Raw genomic sequence first — 26659 nt, 5'->3', positions numbered from 1 at the left:
TACTTTAGGAAGAGGAGTGTTTTAAACATTGACTGGAAAAATATTAAATTACTATGCTGGCGGCAATACGGCTAGAGGCTTCTACAACTTATTTGAATCTAACTTAAAAGGGCTTGATCGTCTTTTTATTCTTAAAGGCGGACCTGGAACTGGCAAGTCGACGTTGATGAAAGCGATCGGGAAAAAGTGGAACGATGAGGGTTATGATGTGGAGTATATCCATTGTGGATCTGATAACGGGTCCATTGATGGAGTCATACTTCGAGAACTAAGTGTTGGTATTGTTGACGGAACTTCTCCGCATGTGATTGAACCTAAAGCTCCTGGAGCCATTGAAGAATACGTCAACTTAGGAGAGGCATGGAATTCTAAAAAACTAGCACAAAGCAAAAGTGAGATCCTTAAGCTTTCAGAAGCGATCTCCGCTGATTTTCAAACCGCATATGATACCTTCCATAAAGCACTCCTCGTACATGATGAATGGGAAAAAATCTACATTGAGAATATGGATTATGATAAAGCAAATAAGCTGACTGATGAACTCATGCATTTGTTTTTTTCAAAGAAAGTAAATAAAGAAGCGAAGGTATATCACCGCTTTTTAGGTGCTGCCACTCCAAAGGGCGCTGTTGACTTTGTTCCAAATTTAACAGAGGGTTTGAAGAAACGTTACTTTATAAAAGGTCGACCAGGATCAGGAAAATCCACTTTATTAAAGAAGCTAGCAGCAAATGCTGAAGCCTCTGGTTTCGATGTGGAAATCTACCATTGCGGGTTTGATCCAAATAGCCTCGATATGATTATTGTAAGAGAACTAGGCTTTGCGATATTTGACAGTACGGCCCCACACGAATACTTTCCAGAGCGCCCAGGCGACTCCATTATTGATATGTATGAGAAGACTATTACACCAGGAACAGATGAAAAATATTTTGATGACTTAAAAGAGATCAGTGGCAGATATTCTGAGAAAATGAAAGAAGCAATCAGCTATTTGGCCAATGCAAAAAGAAAGCACGATGAGTTAGAGAAGTATTATATTTCAGCGATGGATTTCTCTAAATTAGATCAGATTCAATTGAAGGTAGATCAAGAGATTGAAAGATTAGCAATGACTCGTCAAAAATAAAGATAAATGTGCAGTCACCGTTTTTGTTGGTGACTGTTTTTTGTTATGATTAAATAAACGAACTATACATTCGGAGGTTACCGTAGAACTGAAAGAGTTGCTTCCGAAATAAGAAAAACCCGCTGAAAATAGCGGGTTTTTTTATGGGAACCTATTTTCTTAATATATCTCGGAGCCCTTTGTATATTAAGACAGCACCGAATACGAGAACTGTTAAGATAGCGATAATCTTGACCGCGGGACCGAATGCGGCTAAGAACGTTCCGCCTAGCGGCAATGCAAGCAGAAAATAACCAGCTAATAAAGCACCAATGAGTGTTAATACATTTGTATTAGACATATTGCGCCTCCTTATAACAGATTTTTCTTCTCGCTATAAGGTATGCGCAGGTGCTCAGAGTGGTTAATCTTCATAATGTCTGGTTTTTTAATTAATCTGTCTACATTTTTTAGAGTTACTGTCCACTTTTTTGATTTTACTGTCCATTTCCCGGATTTTACTGTCCACTTTTTCGTATTTACTGTCCACTTTCCCGATTTTACTGTCCACTTCTAAATTCTAGTAGACTTGTATAATCCTTCTTCGGCACAATGCCTTCTTCCCCAGCGCGGTTCAACAGCGTCGTAATGGCTTCGAATCCTTTTTCACCAAGATCAGCCGTAAAGTCATTCACATACAGATCGATGTGAGACTTCGCAACGTCCTCAGAAAGTTCACTCGCATACTTCATTACATACTCTCTTGAAGCCTCAGGATTTTGCCACGCATATTCTACTGATTCCCTGATCCACTTTGCAATAGACTCTAAATCTAGTGAACGTCGCGCGATGATAGCCCCTAATGGAATAGGCAGACCTGTATCTTCCTCCCACCAGCTACCCATATCAGCGAGTAGATTCAGTCCATAGTTTTGGTATGTAAAACGCGCCTCATGGATAACGAGACCAGCATCAATACGCCCTTCCTTTACAGCAGGCATGATTTCATTAAACGGCATAACGATGATCTCACCTACTCCACCCGGCACATTTTGCGCAGCCCATAAACGGAACAGCATATAAGCGGTTGAACGTTCACTTGGTACGGCCACCTTTGCTCCTGACAGCATTTCCGGTTTTACTTCCCCTGGCTGATTCACTAGCACTAAAGGACCACATCCTCGGCCGAGCGCACCCCCGCACGGAATAAGAGCGTAGTTATCCAATACGTAAGGCAGAGCCGCATAAGAAATTTTTAAAATATCAAGCTCATCCGAACGAGAAGCCAAGCCGTTTGTAATGTCGATATCCGCATATGTAACATCAAATTCAGGGGCTCCTGGGATTAAACCGTGAACCAACGCATGAAAAACAAACGTATCATTCGGACAAGGTGAAAAGGCAATACTCATTTTACTCATCTCAAAACCTCCGAAATAACTTTACTAGCTCTCTCCAGTGTATCTAATGCTTCCTTGATCCGCCAAGCAGAACGGTCTCGCGGACCAATAGGATTTGAGATGGAGCGGATTTCGAGGACAGGTTTCCCAAACTCTTGGGCTGCCATTGCAACTCCATATCCTTCCATTGCTTCGGCCGCCGCATTCGGTTCACGTCTTAAGAGCTCTTCTGCCGTTTCAGCAGTTCCTGTTACCGTGGATAATGTTAAGATGTTCCCTTGTCGAACGGCTACTTCGGATGACTTTAATGCCGTGTATAAAAGCTCCACTAGTTCACTGTCTGCTTTTATCCGTGTTGATGCCCCAAATCCCAGCTCGTCCAACGTGATATATCCTTCCGGTGACTCTGCTCCAAGATCAGCGGATACGATCTCGTCAGCAATCACTAGTGTACTGACATCCGCTTTCTCACGGAATCCTCCAGCGATCCCCATGTTGATAACAAGAGCATAATCTTCTCCCATCAATGCTCTTGTTGTTTGAATACCTGCCGAAATCGGACCTACGCCAGCCAAAACCACATCAAATCTTTGATCTTTCCCTAGTCCTTTTTCAATTGCCTCTTTTTCAGCTGGAACAGAGGTCATAATTAATATGCGGCGATTGTTATACATCGTCATTAAGATCCCCCTCGCCATTAACGTAATTTTTCTATGAACACGACTTTGAGGTAGTTTCCTTCTTTGAATTCTCTATTCGTTTTAAAATCTTGCGGAAGCTGGAATTCTTCCAAGATTTCATAAGAACCGCCTGTTTGATTGAAAGCTGTAGCGATCATTTCTTTAAACTTCTTCATACCAAACGTACTGCAGTTTGATGAAGCGACGATCACACCGTTGTCTTCAGTGATCTGAATGGCTTGAGCCAATAAGTCTGGATAATCCTTCCCTGCACTAAATGTATGTTTCTTTGAGCGTGCAAAGCTAGGTGGATCCAGGATAACAAGATCAAACGATAATTGCTTTCGAACCGCGTATTTAAAATAATTAAAGACGTCTTCTACAATGATGTCGTGATTTGCATAATCCAGGCCGTTCACGCTGAACTGTTCTTGAGTCTTGCTGCGGCTTCTGTTTGCAAGATCCACACTGGTTGTTTTAGTAGCACCACCTAGTGCAGCAGCAACAGAAAACGCACCGGTATAGGAAAAAGTATTTAATACCGTCTTCCCTTTTGCGTATTGGTCACGAATCGTCCGACGCACATCACGCTGGTCGAGGAAAACACCTACCATCGCGCCCTCATTTAAGTAAACAGCAAAATGAATGTTATTTTCTCTAACTATCAAAGGGCTTGGCGCACGTTCCCCTTCAACGAAATCATCATCTTCAATGTACTTTCCTTTAACTGCAAACCGTTTTTTTTCGTAGATTCCCTTTACTTTCACAAGACTTTTAAGAGACGCAACAACTTCCTCCTTAAACGTATAGATGCCTTCACTGTACCAAGTAAGCACATAATATCCGTTGTAGTGATCAATCGTAAGGCCGCCGATTCCGTCTCCTTCACCGTTAAAAACACGGAAAGCCGTCGTTTCATAATTGTTATAAAAAGCTTCACGAAGGTCAATTGCTTTTTTCACCCTTCTATCAAAAAAGCTCTGGTCGATCAACTCTTGTGAATCCCTCGTGAGCACCCAGCCTCGTCCCTTGTTCTGCTTGCCGTAATATCCTTTTCCAAGGAATGTATTCTTTTCGTCAAAAAGTTCAATAATCGTGCCTTCTTCTTTTACATTGCTTATATTTTGAACAGCATCCTCTGTGATTAGCGGATAGCCTGCTTTTAAACCCTTTACATAAGATTGCTTTACTTTTAACCGAACGTTCTTTTTCATCATTTCACCCGTTCCTCATTCTCATTTTGCAGCAAGTACACTTTAATCATAAAATAACTTACTTCTTCAGGCAGCAGTTCTTTAATCGGTTTCAGCTTTTCTCCACCGGCTTGTTGAATTGCACTTTCAATCTCAGAGATATATTCATCCGGGATCAAATCTTCCATATGAACGTCCATCCCTTCTTGCATACATTGAATAAGATGGCTTTCAACTGTGCTCACAGCTAGATTCCGATGTTCAGCAATTTCCTCAACTGACATCTCTTCTTTATAAAACGTATACGTTTCGAGATGAGAATTCGGAGAAGCTTTTTTGGTTTGTGCGTTTACTGTTGTCCCTTTAACTGCATTTTCTTTCCGTTCCGGATTCTGAACCAAAAACTCCACAATCGCATCAATAAACTTCTCACCATACTTCTCCAGTTTATTTTGGCCAACACCTGTGACAGTTAAAAATTCATTTTTCGTTTCAGGCAGCTTCACACACATATCCTTCAGTGCCGTATCCGCAAAAATAACAAATGGCGGCACGTTTTCTTTTTCAGCGATCAGCTTTCGAACATTTCTAAGTTCTTCAAACAACGGATCATCTGCTGCCACTTGCTTCGTCTGTACAGCTTCTTTCCTCATGACGATCTCTTTACCTAAAAGTACATCTTTTCCTTTTTCATTTATGTAAAGAGTCGGGAATGATCCATGTTCAACGGCAATGATTTCTTGTGAGATGAAGAACTCAATGAAATCTGTCACTTCTTTGATGCTTTTTTCCTTCATCATCCCGTAAGTGGGGAGCTTGTGAAACTGAAGCTCTAGCACCTTTTTGTTTCTTGAACCTGTGAGGACTTGAGCAATCAGTGTCTTGCCGAATCTTTTTTGCCCCATCCTTACGATACACGACAACACAATTTGCGCTTCTCTCGTGACGTCAATACTTTCCCTCGAGTCTGTACAATTACCGCAGCGACCGCATGGCGGAAGGTCTTCGTCACTAAAATAACGAACGATCGACTGCTGTAAACAGCTTTCTGTATAGCAGTAATCCACCATAAGCTGCAGTTTTTCAAGTTCTTGCGAGATCCTGTCCGGTTCGCTGGATTGATCGATCAAGAACCGTTGCACTTGAACATCTTGAGAAGAATACAGCAGAATACATTCACTTGGTAGTCCGTCACGGCCAGCACGGCCAGCTTCCTGATAATAGCTCTCCATATTTTTCGGAAGCTGAAAATGGATCACATAGCGGATGTTCGATTTATCGATCCCCATACCGAACGCTGAAGTTGCCACCATGACAGAAGACTCATCTTGAAGGAACTGCTCCTGCTGCTCCATTCGCTCCTGATCGTTCATACCGGCATGATACCGCGAAACATTTATGCCGCTCTTTTTAAGCTGTTCATAAAGCTGATCGACAGTCTTGCGTGTGGCCGCATAAATGATGCCTGCTTCTTTTTCGTTCTTTTTTATAAAATCCCTTAAGTAGGATAAGCGGTCTTGTCCCTTAATAACAGAGAAGGAAAGGTTTTCCCGCTCAAAACCGGTCAATACCGTTTTGTTTTCATCAATATCAAGGGACCAGCAAATATCCTGACGAACTCTAGGGGTCGCTGTAGCTGTTAGCGCCAATACGACCGGTCGCTTCGGCATAGTCCCTATCATTCGTTGAATCCGCTGATAGCTTGGACGGAAATCATGACCCCACTGTGAAATACAGTGTGCTTCATCGACAGCTACTAGCGGAATATCGATCTGTTTTAAGTGATCCATAAAGTCAAAGGACTCTAGTCGTTCAGGTGCAATATATAAAAGTTTGTACTCCCCGCGTTTCGCCTTTTCAATCCGTTCTCTCGTTTCTGCTGCTGTAAGGGAACTATTAATAAAGGCTGCGGAAATACCTAACTGCAGCAATGTATCTACTTGGTCTTTCATTAATGAAATTAACGGAGAGACCACAATGGTTGTTCCTTCGAAAACAAGAGCAGGAATCTGATAGCAGATCGACTTTCCTCCGCCTGTCGGCATGACACAAAGGGTGTCTTCACCAGACAGAACCGAAGCTATCGCTTGTTCTTGTCCATTCCGAAATGAAGAATAACCGTAATGCAGCTCCAGCAATTGTTTTGCTCTTTGTATTAAATCTAGTGTCAAAACTTTTTCTGCCTCCTCAAGTAGAGTTATCTCTTGATTATAAAGGTACGCTCTCCACATAGCAAAGACACATCTTACCGTTTTAAATTCGTAAAAGTGAGCAGACTTCATTAAGAAATGTGTTACATTAGGAAATGGAGAAAAAATGAAGGGAGATTTATACAATGACAAACCAGGAAAATAATCAGGCACTTCCGCCAAAAACATGTACGATTGAAAGACTCGTTACCATGCCAGAGGACGTTCAAAAGGTTATCGAGGGCAAAAAAACAGCCACTCGCCGAAACGGGAGATATGCTGATGTTGGTGAGGTTATGGAACTGCAAGGGCACAAATTCGTCGTAAACAATGTTTATCAACAATCACTAGGTGAGTTAACGGACGAGCATGCACAACAAGAAGGTTTTGCATCGGTTGAAGAGTATAAAAATGCTATTCTTTCGTATCACCCTGGAATGCCATGGCTTCCTCATATGCAAGTATGGGTTCACGAGTTCACTCCAGTTAAAGGTTAATCGTTAGCAGGCTCAAATGGATTTTATGTATCGTATTTTAGTATATATCCATATTTTAAGCGTTATTGCATCAATCGGGCCATTCTTTATCCTGTTTCCCCTTGTAAAAAAACTGCGAACTGCAGCAGGGGACGAGATGCACGCTTATTTAGGCACATTCCGTTTTGTGGTTTGGCTCGCCAAACATGCTGGCCATGTTCTCGTGATATCAGGTGTGCTGCTCATTTTGTCAGGGCCGTGGACATGGGATACACCATGGATTTTGATGACATTGATCATATTATTCTGTTCCCTGCTATTTTTAGCGCGAGCCTTTTCACCCACACTCCGTAAGTTTAGCGAGGATGACCACGACAAAGAGATGTTAGCAGATAAGTTAATGAGAAACGTATGGATTTATATAGTATTGTTGATGATCATGCTATGGTTTATGGTTGTAAAGCCCTTTTTGTGGTGGTGAAAAGTGAGAAAGCTGACCTTGATAGGTCAGCTTTTTTATTTATCAGGGGCACGGTTCATTTCAGGAGGACACATTTTATTTTTCCCGTGATTATTAACTGTTTTTCCGTGATCAATCTGTAATTTTCCGTGATTACATCTGTTTTTTCCGTGATTCCATGCGTTTTTTCCGTGCTTAATTCTGTTATGTATATCTTAAGCGGAATACATTATATATTTAGTAAAACACGGCCGTATGGTAAAATTAGTTAATCGTATCAAAGGGGGAAATTAAGGTGCATCCCATTACAGTCATTGAGATCACTGCGACAGCTGTTTTTATAAGTGCACTTTTTATTATTGCTCTCATTGTACCAAAATCTAAAAGAAGAATTGGTTTATATACTGCAAGTTTCATTACGATATGTATTCTTGGGTTTTTCCTTATCCGCCCTCATTGGATTCATTACCAAGTATCCATCAAAAAAGAACAGCTAAATACCTATCTTGAGCAAAAATATCCCGGTGAGAAATGGAAGATTACTAGAAACATCGGGCGTCAATACAACCCTTATCATCTGTTAGTAGAATTCGAGAATGAAAAAGGCTGGGTGTATTATTATTTTGTAAAGGATGCAAACAACATTCAGCAGAAGGGTTATGGTATGCCGGATGGTGCAGGAAAAGTAGAGGGAAAACATTTTCAGCAGAAAGATTGGTAAACACACGAGTTCAAATAAAAGTAAATAACAAATAATATGTCATCCCATTTTAAATTTAAAATGGGCTTTTTTATTTACTTAAACACACTTTTTACCATGTAAACCCTTTCATTTTCTAATAATATGAAATATTTTAAAAATTTATATTATTCCTCTTGTTACCCCATTTTAAAGCTGTTATGATAGTGAACATTATATTTCTCATATCATCGATGAAGGGGCGTAGCATCATGAAGAAATTACTGATGATCTTATTGATCATTCTTCCGTTTTTGGCACAACTGGTCGTATTGCCGTTTGTAAACCGGATCGACCCTATTATTCTAGGACTTCCGTTTCTTCAGTTTTGGCTGTTTTTGTGGATTGTTCTCACTCCTTTTTGCACCTTTGGCATCTATCAACTACAGAAATCTCAGGGAGGCTTGGATTAAATGCAGCAGGGTAATCTTACAGCACTATCTATCACAATCTTTATTATCTTAACGGTCGTACTCATCGGATTTCTTGCAGGCAGAGACAAAGCTACCCGCAGTTCTGTTGAGGAATGGTCAGTCGGTGGGAGACGCTTTGGCGGCCTGCTCGTCTGGTTCTTAGTCGGCGCTGATCTTTACACGGCTTATACATTTCTCGGCCTTACGAGTACAGCGTATACGGCGGGAAGTCTCGCATTCTTCGCGATTCCCTATTCCGTTCTGGCTTACTTTATCTCTTACTTTTTCCTTCCGAAACTATGGAAAGTTGCGAATCAGCATAAACTAACGACTCTAGCAGACTATGCCCGTGAGCGTTTTGATTCGAAACTGCTTTCTTCTCTTATCGCCATTGTAGGCGTACTCATGCTTATTCCATATATCTGCCTGCAGCTAAGCGGTATTCAAGACACACTGCAGGTTGCGGGAACCGGCTTTATTAATGTAAAAGTGGTTGTTATCACTTCTTTCTTGCTTGTTGCTCTATATACATTCTTCAGTGGAATTAAAGGACCAACGTATACTGCCATCATTAAGGATGTACTGGTTTGGGCGATCATGCTTTTTATGGTTGCGTCCCTGCCGATCATGCATTTTGGCGGCTGGAATCCGATGGTTGATAAAATCGTAACAGAAGCTCCACAGCTTCTAACTATCCCGGAAGCAGGACCTAAAGGGGTTCCTTGGTTTATCACTGCATCCTTTGTTTCAGCACTTGCTTTATTTATGTGGGCCCACGCGGCAACGGGGGTTTTCACCGCAAAAAGTGCAGACGCTATTCGAAAAAACGCACTTTATCTGCCGCTGTACAACATCGTATTAATCCTAGTTGTCTTTCTAGGGTTCATCGCCTTTTTGGTATTGCCTGATGGAACAGATCCGCGCTTTGCTCTGCTCTCGCTTATTCAAACATCATACGGAGGCGTTGCTCAAGGATTGGCTTATTCAACAATCGCGCTAGCATCATTAATCCCATGCTCCATTATGGCAATCGGTGCTTCTAACCTGTTTGCGAACAACATTTACCGTGACCTGATCAACCCGAAAGTTAAAGGCGCTAAGCTGACGATGATTACACGAGGTATGGTGTTTGTTGTAATTGGACTAGCTTTACTTTTCGGACTTGTTTTTCCGCAGGCACTCGTTTCCCTTCAGCTGCTCGGTGTATCAGGAATGGTACAGATCTTCCCGGCAATAGTTATCAGCTTGTTCTGGAGAAATCAGTCAAGAGAAGCGACAATCATCGGCTTGCTCGTTGGACTAGCTGTGACTTTTACCGTTTACTCAACAGGAACATCACTAGGCATCTATGAAGGTTTCTGGGGACTGATGGCTAACTTTGCAACGATTGCGGTATTGAACCCGCTATTTGTGAAAAAAGCAAAGACTTCTACAAATGCCGTAAAAGATTACCTGTTTGGTGCAAATTCAGAACAAGTCGATACCTTGCGTAAGGGTGCATAATTGAAAAGAGGATGACTTTTTGAAGGTCATCCTCTTTTTTGCTGCATGATGGTTTTGTTCATAGAATTATCGAGGACTTATAAAAAAATTTGAAGACTTATAATTTTATTTGGAGACCTATAAATCATTTTGAAGGCGCACAAAACTTCTTGAAGACTTAAAAACACATCTTGAACACTACTTTGTTGCTATGTACTGCTACTAAGATGCACAATTTCTTTTATAAAAATAGCACCTGCTTCTTTAAAGCAAATGCAGCACTTATTTTCTTAATATCCATAAGCTTCCTTTACAATTTCCAACAATACTTTATTTTCGTCAGTCTGTACCTTTCCTTCATCCTCCCAGTTCATGAGATAATAGGGCAGATGCAAAATGTCCTGAAGCCTCTCTTCGGTTAAAAAATCTGAAGCTATCTTAAGCTCAATATCTCCTGCTTCAACTGGCAGTGTAGTTGCTAGTATATAACCCCAGTCTACTCCAGTATTTACTGAAAAGTGATGAAAGGGAATGGTAAAAAAACCGGCTTCTTTTAGCGTCGTTTCAATACTCCACATATACTCCGGCATCCAGTTAGAGGTAGAACATCCTATAGAAATGGCGCCGCCTGGATTCAGATGATCTCTTAATTGATTATAAAACTGCAGGGTGAACAATCTTGAAAGACTCGGGCATTTCGATGTAGGTTCGGGCAGATCAACAATGATCACATCCCATGTTTCTAAACTATTTTCTACATAGCTTCTTCCATCTGCTATTACAGTTCTGACTTTACGATGACTCAATGAACCTTTGTTGAATTCTACCAACCGATCTAGATTCTTGCCATAGTGCAGCATGATATCATCAATATCAACGGACGTGATGCTTTCCACCTCTTCATAACGAAGAGCTTCACGAGTAGTAATACCTCCTCCACCTCCGATAATAAGTACGTTCTTAACCGATTTTGCAGCTGCCATCGGTATATGAACAATAACCTCAGCATACTCATCTTCTTCTTTTGTTGTACTGAACATGACCTCACCATTGCTATAAATCCACATTTCCCCTTCAACATCTACCAAAGCTATTTTTTGTGTGGGTGTCTGAGATTTATGAATAATTTTAAATGGTCCTTCAGGTTTTTGATTTTTATTTATAAAACTCTTAAACGAACCTTTTCCAAGATAACGCCAATATAGCCAACCCAGTATCTCTGTTAAAAGAACAGCCGCTGCACCAAGGGTTAACCATAACAGTTCATTCAATATGAACACTCCTATCATTTTAAAAAAACAAGCTATAGTTTCAATCATATTCACCATTGGGACAAGTGGTGCCGGGACAACTGAACAAACAACAAAATTTGGGCCTTCGCATAGACTATGTTGACTTTTTATCTTGGAGGGTGAACAAACAAATGAGTTACATGAATCCACAGCAACAGCAACAACAGCAGCAACAAAGTGGCGGCTCGCAGCAAGCTCTGCAGCTCTCTTTACAACTGATTAAAGAAGCCGTTGCAGATGAAAGAGAAGATCAGCTGTTTTATGAATATCTAATATCAGTAGCACCAACAAATGAAGAGAAATTAATCATTGCCACTATCCGGGATGATGAAAGAAGGCATAATAAGCTTTTTAAAATGATTTATAAAGACATTACAGGCCAAGAGGTGCCACCTGTTAATGGTGAAGAGGTTCAGCGACCAAAGTCTTATAAAGATGGACTTGTTAAAGCCCTTTTTGGTGAACTGGCGGCTGTAGAGAAGTATCGGGTTATCCGACAAGGGCTTCCAAATACGTATTATCGCGATATCTTGTTCAACATTCTTACAGACGAAATGAAACATAGTGCAAAATACAACTACTTATATACCCTTAACAGCCAACCAGGTTCTTCTCGTTCTCCCGAAACAGAGACGGAGACACAAACCACACCTGATCAATGGATAGCGTATATCGACCCACTTGTAAAAAGAGCTTTAAAAGAAACAGAAAAAGGTATTAATCCTACTCATTTGTTTCAGGAAATTGTTATGTCTGGCGTATTGGTCGGGCAAGGTTTCACGCCAGAGCAAGCAATCCAACAGGTTGAAGCATGGGAAAAGACCGGTGAATCTCATTTGTTGAAGAAGAGCAAGATAATGGGAAACCAACTGAGTTAAGAGAGGAGAGATATGGAACCTGCACAAGCATCTACAAAGCCTTTTATTGGAGATCTATTTCTGGAGATGACGGTTCATACCACCCTTGGGGAACTTGTCCTTCCAACAAGCTATCAAGGACACTGGTTTGTGCTCTTTAGTCTCCTGGTGACTTTACCCCTGGATGTACGACAGAGTTTGTTGTTTTTCAACAACATATACCAGAATTTAAGAAACTTTATACGTACTTACAAGATCAGTCTTTAAATGGCAAGGCTGATCTTTTTTTTGATTCTAACGGCGTGGTATTTGGTAATTAATTCTGATAAGCTACATACTAAGTTCAGTTTTAAAATAAATCCTGCAGGTGTTTATAGTGGATATTAAACAATTACAATACTTTATTGAAGTAGCCAAATATAACAGTTTCACCCGTGCCGCAGAAGAATTGTTCATTACACAGCCGACCATAAGTAAAATGATCAAGAATTTAGAAGATGAACTCGGTTTGATTTTATTTGACCGATCCAGCAGAAAAAAACTTGTATTAACCGATGCAGGGAGAGTGATTTATGAGCAGGCCAAGCTCGTAGATAGAGCTTTTAACAATTTAGAATCTGAAATGGATAATCTTCTCGGGCTTCAGAAAGGACATGTTCGTATTGGATTGCCGCCCATTTTTAATTCACGCCTCTTTCCAAAATTGGTAGGCAGTTTTCATGAAAAGTATCCGGCCATAACTTTCGAATTAATGGAGAACGGTTCCAAAAAGATTGAGGAAGAAGTAGCTAATCATCACCTTGATATAGGGGTTGTTGTACTTCCGACAAACAATGATATCTTTCAGTATTTTTCCTTTATGGAAGAGGATCTGAGGCTGATCATTCACCCTGACCATCCAATCGCCAAAAAGGAAGAGGTTCATTTATCTGATCTCAGCAGTGAATCTTTCATCCTGTTCAATAAAGATTTTGTTCTGCACGATCGCATCATCTCTTCTTGTAACAATGCAGGCTTTAACCCTCATGTTATCTCTGAAAGTTCACAATGGGCGTTTATCGAAGAAATGGTTGCCTGCAATCTTGGCGTTTCTCTCTTGCCCGAAAGTATTTGCCGTCATCTCACAACCAAAGTAAGAACCATTAGAGTGGTGAATCCCTCCATTGGCTGGGAACTCGCCATCATCTGGAGAAAAGATCAGTATTTATCATATGCAGCAAAAGAATGGCTGCGTTTTGCTAAAGAACAACTATAGAAGACAAGACAGTTCTTATTAAGAATTGTCTTTTTTTATTCCCAATAGACATGATTGTAAGCATTTACATAGACAAAAGCTATTGTTTAAATGAAAAATATCCATTTTACTTCATGCTATATCGGGCTTACACTTGCCTTGTAAATGAAAGTTTACATCTGGGAAGGAATGATACGAATGTTCGCAAAAAAAGCTCGTGAAAGCCGCATTATTAATACGGACCAGGTCATGTCCCTGGATTTAAATAATTATAATACCTTGTTTGGCGGAGTTCTGATGAGAAAGCTGGACAATAATGCAACCTTATCCGCAAGAAGACATGCAAGAGTTAAGGAATGTGTAACAGCTTCAACAGATTCAATCGACTTTTTACATCCTATCCATCAAACTGACTCCGTTTGCATAGAATCTTTTGTTTCGTATACCGGTAAAAGTTCAATGGAGATTTTCTGCAAGGTCATTGCTGAAGATATGGTAACAGGTGATAGAAGGATTGCTGCAACAGCTTTCTTAACATTTGTGGCCTTAGGTGAGGATAAAAAACCTGTTGACGTCCCGCAAGTTATCCCTGAAACGGAAGAAGAAAAATTCTTATTTGAAACAGCAAAAGAAAGGGCAGAAGTACGAAAGCTCAGAAGAATGAAAAGTAAAGAACTAGCTGCTGTTATCTCTTTAGATAAACCATGGGATAAAAAAGAGGAGGTATTTGTATGATTACGTTATGCAGCCAAGATGAATTGAAATCCGCACAAACTGCATTAAATCAATTAGAGAAATCTAGACCTGAACTATTCGAAAAGTTTATGGATGTCATCAACCTTACACGTGCGATGCAGCTAAAATATCAATACATGGGTTGCTTAATCATGAATGAGGAACCTGGCAATGCCGAACCTCAATTTATTACTGGTTCTGTTATCCGCCTATATAAAAAAGAAATGCAAAAGTTAAAAGACGATAAAGACATTCATGAATTAAGAAAAGTATTCATTGAATTTAAACACACCGGGTATGCTAGACTTAGCCAGCTTGCACTAGGAAGAACTCCCGAGTCGTTAGCAGGGAGCTCCGCTATTATTCAATAATACAAAAACCTGGATATGGACTTTTAACCATACTCAGGTTTTTTAACAATGTTTAAACGGTTTTGATCTTAGCAATAAAATAATAGTACTTATACGCCACGACAAGAATTAAGATTACTCTTACTATGGTGCTCTCAGTGAATAGGAATGTTATTAAAATCATGGAGTCTGAAAAAAGGCTGATGATGATTTTCTTTTTTATCGTCAATGAACGATTCTTTACAAAATCATCTAAATGTTTTTTGTAGATAGAAGTACCTTTAAACCACACTTCAAATTTCTTAGAACCTTTTACAAAGAAATAGGACGCGAGTAATAAGAGTGGTGTGGTTGGAAGTAATGGCAAAACGATACCTAAAGCTCCTAAACCCAGGAATAAGAACCCCAATGCTACAAATATGATGTTTTTGATTTTCATTGGAATTCCCACTTCCTTCGCATGAAAACTTAAACGGTTCCGTTCACATTTTTATATAATAAACGGCGCTCCTTTCTTAGTGGAGCACTCCCAAAAAGTACAGCTTCTTCTTCTGTTTCAGGTATCACACTAGGAACAGGTGACGGCTTGCCATCCTGATCGATTGCCACCATGGTCAGTATAGAAGTTGTATTAAGTGTTCTGTTCCCTGTCTCTAAGTTCTGACACTCCACTTTCACATACACTTCCATCGAGGTTCTTCCCGTCGAGATGACAACCCCTTCTAAGATGAGAATATCCCCCACTTTAGCTGACGATAAAAAGTTTACATTATCAATGGATGCTGTTACAACAACTTTCTTACTGTGTTTCATTGCCGCGATCGCGGCGATCTCATCAATATACGAAAGAACAGTACCTCCAAAGATCGTCCCCATGTGATTCGTATCAGGTGGTAAAACTAATTTTGTCTGAATGGTTCTTGAGACGTTTGCCGATAATTGCTGTTCCATACCATACCCTCATTTCCGGAGTGCAGATGCTCCTATTTTAGTTGAGGGAGTTGGTCAAACAAGATTGGACGCTTAACCATATTAAAAAAAATAATGCCCATCACTAAGGATGGGCACGCAAGCATATCTAACAGATACGTAATAATCTATTAAAATACCCTACGTCCTATCTCCCCAACTCCCGAAGAAGATCAACGAAACAACCATGGCAGGTCTCCTGACTTGTGCTTCAAGCCTACTTTAAGCCCTTCCCATCTCTAAGATAGTGGTTCTGCTTATTTCGTCAGCACTTACAGTTGCGGGAACAGTTCTGGATTCACACCAGATTCCCTATTAAGTCTTTAATAGACACCATGATTATCGGATCTTATGTGATTATGAATCATATCTTATTATATCATTCAGCCGTTGCGTTCACAGAGTATATAGTAATAAACAAGCCTTATAGGGAATTAATATTATGTGATACAGGATACTGACGGGGACGAGAAGCGTTATACCACTGTAGACATAGCAGGAAGATGAGAATGATATCAACAACATCACCTCCATAATACATAAGCATACTTCCACTCTCAGCTTGTTTTAGAGGCACACCTGCGGGAGGATGGCCATACATATACTTTGATAAAATCCCATGAGCCGCCAGGGCAATTACGAGAACAAGAGAACGATACCAAAAATGTTTTTGGGGGATAACAGGATCGATAGATAGTATAGCTGTCGTAAAAAGATAGCCTGCTAAAAATAGATGAAGGTGAATAAAAATAAAAAGCCAAATGTATTGATGCATAAGCATGTAAAGGTCAGTCGTGTATAGGAGCCATAAACCTCCTATATTGAGGATAGCCGCTACCAAGGGATCCAGAAAGATATGCATGATCTTCTTTTTCAAAAGAGATGCGAGCAGTCTGGCTTTTGCTACAGGTAAGGAGCGCAAAAGAAGAGTAGCGGGTGAAGCCAGCACTATAAATAAAGGTGCAAGCATGCCAAGCAATAAGTGACTTATCATATGAGCTGTAAAACTCACATGAGCCTTTTCTGCTAGTGGTCCTATCATGGAAACAGCAGAACAGAACACACCTAGAGTCCAAAAAAGCGTTCGATACGAAGGCCATTGTTTTCTAAGTTTATTGTTTTTAATGACTGCTAAAACATAAAACAGAAAAAATATAATAAAGAAGAAAACAAGTCCTGCTCTTACAAAATCATGATTCATAACATTGTTTACAAGTTGGTGGTTATGCATGTTTAGCGGCCTTTGCTTTTTGTTTCGTGCGAACGGTAATGATGATTCCAGCAATAATCATCATTGCAGCTGTGATATTCCAGATCCAATCATAGATATAGACATTGTCTACATAACGAATCTGGTGAATACGCCATACCTTGTGCTGAATCGTACCATCAAAAAATTGAAAAACACCAGCACCAAGTAAAACGCCTCCCCACCACCTTACGAGCCAAAGTGCTTTACGCCTGCGAAGATCAGCAAAAAGGAAAAGGCCCCCAATTGTCGCAAACCAGCTGAAAGCATGAAAAAGCCCATCGGAGATTAACCCTATGCTCGTCGTAGACTTATCATAAAAATGATGCCAATGCAGCAGCTGATGAAAAACAGCCTCATCAAAAAAAGCAACAAAACCAAGACCGAACAAGTAACCTGATATAGAATTTCTTGCTGTAAAGTTATATCTGTTATCAAAGGGAGCTGAGCTCTTTGCAGTACTAGTCTCCATTACATCCTCCTTTAAACTTTTACGTTATATTTGTATGTATTGCCTATCTCCTATTGCATCAATCAAAACCACATGAAATTTCTCATTTTTTCTCTTATGCACTTGTAAATTTCACAAGAATAGAACGAAGCTTTACAAATCATCACCATTCTCTTCATATTTCCTTTATATTTCCGTGCTATTCTATGGTCAAAAGATGAGGGAGGGTTTGGTATGAGACGTGAAACAGCATTAATTTTAACGGCAAACTACGGAAGCGGACATGTACAAGTAGCAAATGTTTTAGCTGAAGAGCTTAAGAATAGAGGGGTTCAACCGATTATTTCCGATTTGTTTGAAGAAGCACATCCTGTTATGGCGCAGATTACACAGTCCATTTTCATCAAAAGCTTCTCTCACGGTTCTTCTTTTTATAAATGGTTTTATTATGGGACTAATAAACTTAATGCAAGCACGATTACACAATTTTCCCGTTACTTAGGACGCAAGCGCTTTTTGGAGCTTGTCCAAGAACATAATCCTCGCTTTGTTATTACGACCTTTCCACTTCACGCTGCACCCTTCTTGCTTAAGAAATCCCGGTATAATATCCCCATCTATACGGTTATCACCGATTATGTTGCTCATCCATTTTGGATCAACCCTTCCATCGACCACTACTTTGTAGCTTCTGAATCCGTTATGCATGGCTTGCAGAAGCATGATGTGGATAAAAATAAAATTACAGTCAGCGGAATTCCAATTCGTCCAGATTTTTATAGACCCGCAGACAAAGAAACTCTTTTTTATAAATATGGCATACCTCCTAGTAATCGTGTAGTTACTATACTAGCTGGAGCTCAAGGCGTACTGAAAAATGTGAAGAGTCTATCCCAAAGGTTACTGAAGGATCCATCACTGCGAGTGATTGTGGTTTGCGGTAAGAATAAAGCTCTATATGAAAAGTTAACTCCACTAGCAATTGAACATTCTGGTTCCTTTCGCTTGTTTGGTTATGTAGAGGAACTTCATGAACTGTTAAAACTGTCCAATTGTCTGATCACCAAACCGGGGGGAATTTCAATTACAGAGGCTGCTGCCTTACATTTACCATTAATCCTTTATAAGCCTGTACCAGGACAAGAAGCTGAAAATGCGAAACATTTCCAAGCACATGGAGCAGCAATCATCGCTGAATCAGCAGATGAAATTGCTGAACACGTACAAAATTTGTTTGATAATGAGCAGCTGGCGAGAAGAATGAAGTCAGGTCTACAGCATATTCATCAGTCCCGCTCTTCTTCTATCATTGCTGAACATGCCCAAGTTGAAATCGAACACCTATCAGAAATCACTCAATAGGGAGGCAGACCGATGGACACGACTTCTCATGTTGTAATTGGTTTAGGAATAGGGGCTCTTGCCCAAATAGATCCCGTTGTATCAAGCAGTTCACTCTCATATGCAGTTGTCATAGGAGCAGTCATCGGATCCAATGCGCCAGATGCCGACTGTATGTTTAGATTAAAAGGAAGAGGCAGCTATTTCCGTAACCACAGAGGATGGTCACATTCTATACCAGCTCTTCCGCTATGGGGACTTGCCGTTTCAGCACTTATTTATCCATTTTTCTCTGATCTTTCATTTCTTCACCTCTTTATGTGGAGTTTTCTAGCAGTCATTTTACATGTTGTACTCGATCTCTTTAATGTGTATGGAACCCAGGCGGCTAGACCTTTGTCGTCTAAGTGGATCTCCTGTGATGCTATACCTTTAGTAGATCCTTTTATTTTACTCATGCATTTCATTGGGTTTATATGTATTCCATTTTTCAACCCAGGAGTTGTATTCCTATTTGTGTACTTGGTTATTTTCATTCATATCCTGTTTCGGACCATATACGCAGCACAGATTAAAAAACATCTAAGAAAATACTATCCTGCTGCACGTATGATAAAAATGATCCCGCGATCAGAATTATTCAAATGGGACTTCCTAGTTGAAACACATGACAGATTTTTGTTTGGCATCTATACAGCAACTGAATTGAAGCTTGACCATATATTGCCTAAAACCAACCTGCAAGACATATTAATCGAAAAAAGTAAAAAAGAAAAAAACGTTGCAGATTTTCTTTATTCAACCGAATTTGCCTTTCCTTTTGTGAAGGATGGAAAACATGGATCCTATGTCATGTGGAGGGATTTACGATTTAGGATGAATAAAAATTACTTCCCTTACCATGCCATCATGTATCTTTCAAATGACGGACAGATCTTTACGTATACGGATAAGCTGTATTCGTTTAAAAAATATAAAGCAGCACTGAGAATGTTAGAGTCAAAGGCATTACACAAGGAAACAAAGGTAAATAAAAGCTATCTACAAACCAGTTAAATAGTAAAACTCAAAGCGATTAAGCTTTGAGTTTTTTTAATTTCATTATTCTTCTTTACCATAGATCCATTCAGATTTTAATCGGTCAAAATCACCTTGAAGCTCCTTTTCCTCCATCCATAAATTGACCCAATTTTGGAAAACTGCATCGTTCTGGTGCATGAGATAGCCCTTTTGACTTTTAGTAAAAGTATGATCGGTAAGGGCCGCATGAAGTCTGGAGTCTTGTCCCGCATAATAGATTGCTTCTACACTGTCTGTAATCATTACATCCACTTCACCGTTAGCCACCTTTGGCGGAATATCTAAGTTATTATTAATGACAACAACTTTAGCTTTCTTAATGTTAGCATCAACGAACTTTTGGTTTGTTCCGCCTGGATTCACACCAATCGTTACATCAGGCTGGTCAATGTCTGCTAAGCTTTTAAAGCGTTCCTGATCTTCTTTTCGTATTAAAGGAGCCTTACCGTCATTTAAATAGGGTTTAGTAAAGTGCGCATCCTTTTGACGCTCAGTGTTTCTGCTTATTCCTCCTACTGCAATATCAAACTTATTATCTAATAGATCACTCATTAATGTTGGCCAAGAGGTTCTAACAAATTTGATTTCAACACCGAGATCTTTCGCCATTAATTTTGCAGCTTCAATGTCGTACCCTTCATACTGTTTGGTTTTCTCATTAAAATATGTAAAAGGTTTGTAATCTCCGGTCGTCCCAACACGAATTACACCTTCTTTAAGAATACGGTCTAGTCTAGATTGCATATAGTATTTGTTTGATTTCCCATGCTGATTAAAACCTGATGCTGCAGCAACGTGATCAACAGAGACATATGACTTTCCGTTCATTTCAACTGTTGATACGTTCTTTCCGTTCCAATCGATATTTCCAGTCTTATCCGCTCCGGCTTGTGTAAAATTCCACTCAAGCATAATTAAGAACCCTAATAAGCAAACAACTGCAATCCTATTCCAATGCTCTTTCAATGGACACCCTCCCTATAAAATAGTACCCATAGTATAGGTGTCATTCGTAACTAACTCAACAGAAAAGTCAGAATTTTCATTAAAATGGTTATATAGATAGACAGCACCCTTATTTTTTTAAATAGAGAAGGACAAAAATCCCCTGTCTTATTACTTAGAACAAACAAAAAGACAGAGATGCACTTTTGCATTCTCTGTCTCCTCTTTTTTATTCTTCTTTTGCCCCATCTTCCGCAATCGCTCTTAAGTCTGCATAAAAAAAATTATCATCACATAATGGAGAATGGTTCTTTTCACTATCGTACTTATCAGCGATTTCCTCCAGCTCTCCTGTATCGCCTTTTGCGTTTATGATTTCAACAAGCTCGTTCATCCCATCAGATGTTTCTTGATCTATTTGTTCCTCTTTTTCTTTCATACATTATCCCTCCTATGCTTATATATTTTCCCCAAGAAGGTTTTTTTTACACTGCATAAGAGTACTCTGTAACACTAATCTCTCTGAATAAAGGTATGTGAGATCTGGACTGCTTTTTCATATTGTTTCGTATCTGAAAAATAATGAAACAGCTTTTTTCCAAACTTGTTGATCCGATTGATCTGATTGTAAGAAAGAAAAAATGGTAATGCTTCTTTTTCCAGATAGACATAATACGAATCCGTTTCACCTTCAACCTGAAAGATGAGAAGCTGAAACAAATGCTGATATAACGGATGTTTTAATGCTTTAGAAAAGAATATGCCTTCTTGTGCGCTTTTTAAGTGTCTTTTGTGAGTCTGCAGTTTTCCTTTTATACTATTATCTAGATAATTATATAAACGGTTTAAGAATATAGCTGTTTTCTTATCGGCCATCTTTAATGCTTTCCCATAATAAATATGCGCATTTTGATAATCCTCTTGTTTAAAATACTCGATCCCCAGATTATGCAGAAGCATTCCGATGATGCCTGTTTCATTTATGGCTTCGCTATCCCGGATCAGTTGATGATAGCGTTCCACTTTATTCTGAAAGTCTCGGTCTGTGGCACATTCAATCTGCAGCAGCATAACCGATTCAGCTTGAATGGCCCTTGAAAAAATATTGTTCTTCTTAAAGTAGTCCAGCGCTATCTTGGCATTGATGTGACACATCGTTTTAGACTCTACCCATTGATAGGCTAGTGCCAGATGATAATAGAGCTCTTCATTTCCATAAGCCTCCATATCGATAGATGTTAAAATCTCGATCGCTTTTTTACGATTCTCACTAAGAAAATTATTATATTTTTGTAAATAATAAACTCCCTCTACATGCTTGAGCATGTTTTTTTCATAGGGAGTCATAGGCTGATCTTTTACCCGTTGGATAATATCCATTGGTTTTTTTGTATCCTGTTTCAAGAGAAAATACCTGGCCAATACCAATTGATATAAAGCAGCGTGTTTAGAAGAATGAATAAGAGGAAATTGTTCCAGTTCTTCTTTTATTTTTTCTACTTCTTTCATCCTTTGCATGATGATAGAGGTATGCCATTGGTGGAGCTTCTTCTCTATGTTTTGAAAAAACTCAATTTCTTTATATATATCGATATCAAGGCGTTTAGAGAATAAGGCAATAATCTCGGGGGAATACTTCGTCTGCCCCCGCTCAATCTTGCTGACATGTGTGGTTGTACAGATGTCCCTTCCAAGCTGTTCCTGAGAAATTCCTCTTTTTTTACGGTAAAATTTAATAATTTCTCCTTCTAACATACGTGTCTCTCCCCTGAACAAAAGATGAACTAAGCTTATACATCTATTTCTTTCTTCATGTGAAACCTTCCTTCTTAATCCATATTTTTAAGACTTCCTGCCTAGTTGATTTCCATAAAAAATCCACGAAAGATCATTCTCTCGTGGATCGTATCATTATTGAGCTGTTACACCAACCGCATCGTATGCTGCGATAACTGCCTTTGTTTCAGCTGACGGAGCGCCGTTGCGGTCCGGATAAAGATCGCGGGCTGACTGAACGGCAGCTGCTCGCATCTCTTTAAATCCAGAAGAAGGCACGAGATAGTTCGTTAACGCACGGTAAAAGATCTTTTCAGCTTTTGTACGTCCAATACCAGTTACATTCACCCCATAGTGCTCACCGCCTTGTGTAATCAGGTAAGCAGCTTTGTTGTTGATCGAGCTGTTGATATGAACACCGCCTTTATCCAATTCTCCCAAATAACGGTCTTCATAGTGGTCTGGGTAGGCGTTGTCCTTTAAACCGTATGCCGGTGAAAGCTTCTTAGATTTAGGATTGCTCATAGAGCGCAGTCCGCCGTCCCCTGAAACATTTGGTGTATAAATATCTTCACCCATTTCGTAATCCGCCGGAACAGTGGATCCGTTACTGTGCATTTCTGCAAATTCCCCAAAAATATCTGCAAGTGACTCGTTGATGGCACCAGACTCGTCTTGGTACGTTAAGTTAGCAGTATTCGTTATTACTCCGTGCGTCATTTCATGGCCAGCTACATCCAGCCCGCCTGCCAGTGAGCCCAATACGATGCCATCTCCATCTCCATAGAGCATCTGCTTTCCGTTCCAAGCGGCATTGTTCCATTTAGAACCGATGTGGACCGTGCTGATGATCGGCATCCCATTGCCATCTAAACTATTGCGTTTATGAATATTCTGGTAGTAGTTATTTACTTTGATCGAGTTGGAATGAGCTGAGACCGCTGCAGGATCTGCAAAGAATGTCGTTCCGGTCTCTACTTCAAAACCGGTAAACCCTAAGAGCCCAGAGAGAAGAATGAAAGCAGTTTCTCCCATTCGATTCGCTTTAAACGTATGAATCGGCACGATGTTTGGATTTCCGGTTGTTCCTCCTGCAATTGCTGCCCCATGAAGATAGCTCTTGCCTGTAGCATCATCTTTTACCGCTATAAAATTTTGCATCTTACCGAAAACATCCAGTCCTTTACCAGTAATTGGTGTTACGACTGGTGCTTCAGCTTCATGGATCGCATTGAACTCCTCAACGATCTCCCCGGTTGTTGCATCGATAAAATAGTGGAAGTACCCTGGAGCTGGTACAGACGTTGATACTTTCACCAGATACGTTAAGTATTTCTTTCCTTCATGCGGGTAGATAGTTAATTCCGTTTCTACTCCATCATAGTTTTTAACTTCACCAATTTGAGAGACAACATGCTCTTTCGCAGCTGCTTCTGCTGACTCTTTTGTAATCGCAGGCTCAGTCGGAATAATGGTACGAGCTAGGCTTTGCGTCACTTTACCAAATGACGCATACACGTTGTTGTCTGCATCAAGTGCAACAGTTTGTCCGCTTCCATAGATCGGAATTCCCTTGTATTGCTCGACAGTACGTACGTGGTATGTATTCGTTGTACTGTCTGCAAATTCACTGACAATCTTAAACTGCTCGCCAAAGGAGGATGCCGTTCGGGCTCCAGCCTCTGAAACAACCAATGATTGCAAGTATGCTTTCACGACCTCTTCTTTACTTAATCCCTTTGCTTGAAATAATACGGTAGATCCGCTTGCATGGACTTGCGGCCCAGGAAGTGTAACTCCTCCTAGAGCGACCGATAATGCCAGGACTGCAGGAATCACTACCTTTTTCTTCATGCTTTGTTTCTTGTTCTTTTTCAATCCATTCACCTCTTCTTCATAATGTGCTTCCGGAATAATTCCAATTATTAAGAAGATTGCAAAAGTGGTCAATTGGGTTAATTTTTAACAGTTGTTCAGGGCTTTTCCCAGTTTTCTGTCTATATTCGACAAAATATGTCCAAGTTTTGACAGCTAATTAACCCAATAACAAATCTCTCAGGATTCTGCAATAATAGGGTCAAATCAGATTACGAGAGATGAGGGAGGGATGAATTTGAAAGGAACATTTCGCAAAGCAATCATGCTTTCCACAATATGTTCGATCGGCTTCTATTCTGGAGCGCAATTCATAGGACAGACAGAGGCCTCCTTCTCCAGTCAGACTACACTAGAACCGATTGAAATCTCAGCAGCTGTTGTCTTTCCAGCTGCGGTTCAAGATCTGATTGATCAGGCACAAAACATTTTCACGGACATGATAAAGGCTAAAAGCAGGATGCCAACAGTCCCTGAGAAGGCAAATTTAGAAGAATTGAATAAAGCACGGTCTGCGGTCATCGGGGTAGAACAAGAGCTTCAATCCTTATTGCTAGATTTTGAGAATGTACATACTGAGCTTGCAAACATAAATAAACAAGTTAAAAAACTCGATCCCCATACATACCGTTTTGTCCAAACCGGCTTCTTGCAGGTTGATAAAGTAAGGATGGAAATAAAGAAGACTATCGATTTTCCATATATCAAACATACACGTTTATCTATTGAATTACGGATCAAGAAATTAGAAGAGATGGAAAAAGAGAAACAGTCTATGAAACAGGCAAAACCTGAAAAGACAGATGATGGTGTGGTGCCACAGGCTGAACCAACAGAAACCATCGATCAAAACGAAGGGAAGACAGCAGATGAAGAAAAAAGTATGGAAAGCAGCAGCTAGACTGGGAGGCAGCATGTTCCTCCTTGTCATATTTATTCTGGCCTTTATCATTCTATCATCACGCTTTACAGGCGCAGAACCTTCTATTTTTGGCTACCAGATAAAAGCCGTTCTATCGGGATCCATGGAGCCTGTCTTTCAAACCGGATCCATTATCTCTATCAAACAGGCAGATGACACTGACTCCTATAAAAAAGGAGACATTATTACTTTTCAAATGGAAGAAAAACTGATCACTCACCGAATCATTGAGGTTTCGAATAAGAATGGACAAGTCTCATATAAGACAAAAGGAGATAACAATGACGGACCTGACATGTGGATGGTTCCATCAGGCAGTGTGATCGGCAAATATACTGGCTTCACGGTTCCGTATGCAGGTTACGCGCTGAATGTTACACAATCGAAAGAAGCTTCTGCTCTTCTCTTATTCATACCAGGGCTTATACTCTTTGCTTCTGCACTCTTCTCGATCATAAAAGCTGCTAGAAAACTGGATGTAGAAAGGGCGTAAATTCAGGTTAGCTCTCTATGTATTTAATCCATACATACGAGTTTAATAAATTTGATTCACATACTAAAATTGGAGGTTAAGAAAATGGGATTTACGAAGACAATAAGTAAAGGGGTAATGACAGCAGCACTAGGGTTATCACTAATGGGCGGAGGAACATTCGCCTACTTTAGTGACACGTTTGAAACCAAAAACACATTTGCAGCAGGTACGCTCGATCTGTCCATCAATCCAAATGCCGTAGTAAACATCGACAACATCAAACCTGGCGACGAGGTTTACCGTGAGTTTACGTTTGAAAACAAAGGTTCTCTAGACATCTATCAAGTATTGCTGGATACAAAGTATACCGTGGAGGATGCAAAATCCGACAATACCGATGACCTTGCCAACCACATTAAAGTAACCATCATGTACAACACGAGCAGCGCAACAGTTCCTGTCGTTGAAACGACACTCGCACAGCTGAAGGAACAAACACCTGATCTGACAGCGATCGACGAGTTTGTCGGAAGCACACAGCGTCCTGACGGCATCCCTCCTGGTGAAAAAGAAAAGATGTTCGTATTGTTTCAGTTCGTGGATAACGGTGAAGACCAAAACCAGTTCCAAGGAGACAAGCTTCAAGTCGATTGGACATTTAACGCAAAACAGACTCCTGGCACTTATAACGACGATACGGATCCAGATAACAATTAATGTAGGAAGGACTGCTTTTCGGGGCAGTCCTTTTTTAGCGTTTGCGGGCCTTCAAATGCAATTGATTTAATTTTTACGGTACGTGTTCTTTTATTTATTACACGTTCGCCCAGTTGGGTGCACTTTTCACCCGTATTCGACATTTTTTCGCCCAACTGATCCTGCTTTTTGCCCAAACAAAAGCTATTTCCGCCCATCAACACTAACTTTTCACCCAATGATCATCTATTCATTTAAAAAAGCTAACCAAA

General features: G+C 40.1%; 31 protein-coding genes and 1 riboswitch. Of the genes, 16 read left to right on the top strand and 15 right to left on the bottom strand.

Features of this window, described 5'->3' with window-relative positions:
* The first annotated feature begins 28 nt into the window (after positions 1-28).
* Positions 29-1129, top strand: a complete 1101-nt coding sequence (locus tag IEV52_RS18620) for a PRK06851 family protein (protein ID WP_188404081.1) — start codon at positions 29-31, stop codon at positions 1127-1129.
* A 151-nt stretch (positions 1130-1280) separates the two neighbouring features.
* Here the strand turns inward: IEV52_RS18620 and IEV52_RS18615 are convergent, their stop codons facing one another.
* The 5 genes from IEV52_RS18615 to recQ all read right to left on the bottom strand — a co-directional run bounded on the left by IEV52_RS18615 (position 1281) and on the right by recQ (position 6552).
* Positions 1281-1469 (bottom strand): hypothetical protein, encoded by a 189-nt coding sequence (locus tag IEV52_RS18615; RefSeq protein WP_066243047.1) that lies wholly within the window; start codon positions 1467-1469, stop codon positions 1281-1283.
* Positions 1470-1668: 199 nt separating this feature from the next.
* Positions 1669-2520: a 1,4-dihydroxy-6-naphtoate synthase gene (locus IEV52_RS18610; RefSeq protein WP_188404240.1), complete on the bottom strand. Its 852-nt coding sequence runs from the start codon at positions 2518-2520 to the stop codon at positions 1669-1671.
* Between the two features lie 5 nt (positions 2521-2525).
* Positions 2526-3188, bottom strand: coding sequence for a futalosine hydrolase (locus IEV52_RS18605; protein WP_229754368.1), 663 nt, complete (start codon positions 3186-3188; stop codon positions 2526-2528).
* Between the two features lie 17 nt (positions 3189-3205).
* Positions 3206-4402 (bottom strand): class I SAM-dependent rRNA methyltransferase, encoded by a 1197-nt coding sequence (locus tag IEV52_RS18600; RefSeq protein ID WP_188404080.1) that lies wholly within the window; start codon positions 4400-4402, stop codon positions 3206-3208.
* A complete protein-coding gene (gene recQ, locus IEV52_RS18595; protein WP_229754367.1) occupies positions 4402-6552 on the bottom strand; it encodes a DNA helicase RecQ in 2151 nt (716 codons plus the stop codon). The genes IEV52_RS18600 and recQ overlap by 1 nt, the downstream gene beginning before the upstream one ends.
* Before the next feature lie 164 nt (positions 6553-6716).
* Between recQ and IEV52_RS18590 the strand changes: the two genes are divergently transcribed.
* The 5 genes from IEV52_RS18590 to IEV52_RS18570 all read left to right on the top strand — a co-directional run bounded on the left by IEV52_RS18590 (position 6717) and on the right by IEV52_RS18570 (position 10161).
* A complete protein-coding gene (locus IEV52_RS18590) occupies positions 6717-7067 on the top strand; it encodes an ASCH domain-containing protein (protein ID WP_188404078.1) in 351 nt (116 codons plus the stop codon).
* A gap of 16 nt (positions 7068-7083) precedes the next feature.
* Positions 7084-7527, top strand: coding sequence for a hypothetical protein (locus IEV52_RS18585; protein ID WP_188404077.1), 444 nt, complete (start codon positions 7084-7086; stop codon positions 7525-7527).
* A gap of 274 nt (positions 7528-7801) precedes the next feature.
* Positions 7802-8227, top strand: a complete 426-nt coding sequence (locus tag IEV52_RS18580; RefSeq protein ID WP_188404076.1) for a hypothetical protein — start codon at positions 7802-7804, stop codon at positions 8225-8227.
* 230 nt (positions 8228-8457) lie between these two features.
* Positions 8458-8658 carry a DUF3311 domain-containing protein gene (locus tag IEV52_RS18575; RefSeq protein ID WP_240460755.1) on the top strand — a complete coding sequence of 67 codons (201 nt, stop codon included), beginning with the start codon at positions 8458-8460 and terminating at the stop codon, positions 8656-8658.
* A complete protein-coding gene (locus tag IEV52_RS18570) occupies positions 8659-10161 on the top strand; it encodes a sodium:solute symporter family protein (protein ID WP_188404075.1) in 1503 nt (500 codons plus the stop codon).
* Between the two features lie 269 nt (positions 10162-10430).
* Here the strand turns inward: IEV52_RS18570 and IEV52_RS18565 are convergent, their stop codons facing one another.
* Complete coding sequence (locus tag IEV52_RS18565) at positions 10431-11411, bottom strand: spermidine synthase (RefSeq protein ID WP_229754366.1); 981 nt, start codon at positions 11409-11411, stop codon at positions 10431-10433.
* Positions 11412-11563: 152 nt separating this feature from the next.
* Between IEV52_RS18565 and IEV52_RS18560 the strand changes: the two genes are divergently transcribed.
* From IEV52_RS18560 to IEV52_RS18540, 5 genes are all read left to right on the top strand, one after another.
* The gene (locus tag IEV52_RS18560; protein WP_205723984.1) at positions 11564-12310 is read left to right on the top strand and encodes a ferritin-like domain-containing protein; all 747 of its coding nucleotides are present in this window, start codon (positions 11564-11566) and stop codon (positions 12308-12310) included.
* 12 nt (positions 12311-12322) lie between these two features.
* Entirely contained in the window at positions 12323-12556 is a 234-nt protein-coding gene (locus tag IEV52_RS18555) for a hypothetical protein (protein WP_188404073.1), read from the top strand.
* 109 nt (positions 12557-12665) lie between these two features.
* On the top strand, positions 12666-13544 hold the full coding sequence (cidR, locus tag IEV52_RS18550; protein ID WP_188404072.1) for a cidABC operon transcriptional activator CidR: 879 nt from the start codon (positions 12666-12668) through the stop codon (positions 13542-13544).
* Between the two features lie 177 nt (positions 13545-13721).
* Positions 13722-14258, top strand: coding sequence for an acyl-CoA thioesterase (locus IEV52_RS18545; RefSeq protein ID WP_188404236.1), 537 nt, complete (start codon positions 13722-13724; stop codon positions 14256-14258).
* A complete protein-coding gene (locus IEV52_RS18540) occupies positions 14255-14629 on the top strand; it encodes a hypothetical protein (RefSeq protein WP_188404071.1) in 375 nt (124 codons plus the stop codon). Before IEV52_RS18545 ends, IEV52_RS18540 begins: the two co-directional genes overlap by 4 nt.
* A 52-nt stretch (positions 14630-14681) precedes the next feature.
* Here the strand turns inward: IEV52_RS18540 and IEV52_RS18535 are convergent, their stop codons facing one another.
* The 4 genes from IEV52_RS18535 to IEV52_RS18520 form a co-directional block, all read right to left on the bottom strand.
* Positions 14682-15047 (bottom strand): YbaN family protein, encoded by a 366-nt coding sequence (locus tag IEV52_RS18535; RefSeq protein ID WP_188404070.1) that lies wholly within the window; start codon positions 15045-15047, stop codon positions 14682-14684.
* Between the two features lie 29 nt (positions 15048-15076).
* Positions 15077-15559, bottom strand: coding sequence for an acyl-CoA thioesterase (locus IEV52_RS18530; protein WP_188404069.1), 483 nt, complete (start codon positions 15557-15559; stop codon positions 15077-15079).
* A gap of 190 nt (positions 15560-15749) precedes the next feature.
* Positions 15750-15930: riboswitch (cobalamin riboswitch) on the bottom strand.
* Between the two features lie 71 nt (positions 15931-16001).
* Positions 16002-16778 (bottom strand): cytochrome c oxidase assembly protein, encoded by a 777-nt coding sequence (locus IEV52_RS18525; protein WP_229754365.1) that lies wholly within the window; start codon positions 16776-16778, stop codon positions 16002-16004.
* A gap of 22 nt (positions 16779-16800) precedes the next feature.
* Positions 16801-17298, bottom strand: coding sequence for a DUF2243 domain-containing protein (locus IEV52_RS18520; RefSeq protein ID WP_188404067.1), 498 nt, complete (start codon positions 17296-17298; stop codon positions 16801-16803).
* Between the two features lie 213 nt (positions 17299-17511).
* Here IEV52_RS18520 and IEV52_RS18515 point away from each other — a divergent pair, with 213 nt between their 5' ends.
* Together IEV52_RS18515 and IEV52_RS18510 are read left to right on the top strand one after the other, a co-directional pair.
* Positions 17512-18639: an MGDG synthase family glycosyltransferase gene (locus IEV52_RS18515; RefSeq protein WP_188404066.1), complete on the top strand. Its 1128-nt coding sequence runs from the start codon at positions 17512-17514 to the stop codon at positions 18637-18639.
* Positions 18640-18651: 12 nt separating this feature from the next.
* Complete coding sequence (locus tag IEV52_RS18510; RefSeq protein ID WP_188404065.1) at positions 18652-19674, top strand: metal-dependent hydrolase; 1023 nt, start codon at positions 18652-18654, stop codon at positions 19672-19674.
* A 45-nt stretch (positions 19675-19719) separates the two neighbouring features.
* On the opposite strand, the gene IEV52_RS18505 is transcribed toward IEV52_RS18510, so the two are convergent.
* The 4 genes from IEV52_RS18505 to IEV52_RS18490 all read right to left on the bottom strand — a co-directional run bounded on the left by IEV52_RS18505 (position 19720) and on the right by IEV52_RS18490 (position 24273).
* Complete coding sequence (locus tag IEV52_RS18505; protein WP_229754364.1) at positions 19720-20664, bottom strand: transporter substrate-binding domain-containing protein; 945 nt, start codon at positions 20662-20664, stop codon at positions 19720-19722.
* A 208-nt stretch (positions 20665-20872) separates the two neighbouring features.
* Positions 20873-21082 carry a hypothetical protein gene (locus tag IEV52_RS18500; RefSeq protein WP_188404064.1) on the bottom strand — a complete coding sequence of 70 codons (210 nt, stop codon included), beginning with the start codon at positions 21080-21082 and terminating at the stop codon, positions 20873-20875.
* 74 nt (positions 21083-21156) lie between these two features.
* Entirely contained in the window at positions 21157-22398 is a 1242-nt protein-coding gene (locus IEV52_RS18495; RefSeq protein ID WP_188404063.1) for a helix-turn-helix domain-containing protein, read from the bottom strand.
* A 156-nt stretch (positions 22399-22554) separates the two neighbouring features.
* Positions 22555-24273 (bottom strand): M4 family metallopeptidase, encoded by a 1719-nt coding sequence (locus tag IEV52_RS18490; protein WP_188404234.1) that lies wholly within the window; start codon positions 24271-24273, stop codon positions 22555-22557.
* A gap of 259 nt (positions 24274-24532) precedes the next feature.
* Here IEV52_RS18490 and IEV52_RS18485 point away from each other — a divergent pair, with 259 nt between their 5' ends.
* The 3 genes from IEV52_RS18485 (at position 24533) to IEV52_RS18475 (ending at position 26408) form a co-directional block, all read left to right on the top strand.
* Positions 24533-25195 (top strand): hypothetical protein, encoded by a 663-nt coding sequence (locus tag IEV52_RS18485; RefSeq protein WP_188404062.1) that lies wholly within the window; start codon positions 24533-24535, stop codon positions 25193-25195.
* Positions 25164-25709, top strand: coding sequence for a signal peptidase I SipW (gene sipW / locus IEV52_RS18480; protein ID WP_188404061.1), 546 nt, complete (start codon positions 25164-25166; stop codon positions 25707-25709). The genes IEV52_RS18485 and sipW overlap by 32 nt, the downstream gene beginning before the upstream one ends.
* Positions 25710-25793: 84 nt before the next feature.
* Positions 25794-26408: a TasA family protein gene (locus tag IEV52_RS18475; protein WP_188404060.1), complete on the top strand. Its 615-nt coding sequence runs from the start codon at positions 25794-25796 to the stop codon at positions 26406-26408.
* Here IEV52_RS18475 and IEV52_RS18470 read toward each other — a convergent pair.
* Complete coding sequence (locus IEV52_RS18470) at positions 26405-26626, bottom strand: hypothetical protein (protein WP_188404059.1); 222 nt, start codon at positions 26624-26626, stop codon at positions 26405-26407. The two genes, IEV52_RS18475 and IEV52_RS18470, sit on opposite strands and share 4 nt — an antisense overlap.
* Positions 26627-26659 lie beyond the last annotated feature (33 nt).

Source organism: Fictibacillus barbaricus, assembly GCF_014635025.1.
Classification (GTDB): domain Bacteria; phylum Bacillota; class Bacilli; order Bacillales; family Fictibacillaceae; genus Fictibacillus; species Fictibacillus barbaricus.
The sequence above is the reverse complement of the archived record's forward strand: the minus strand, read 5'-3'. Positions and strand labels throughout refer to the sequence as shown.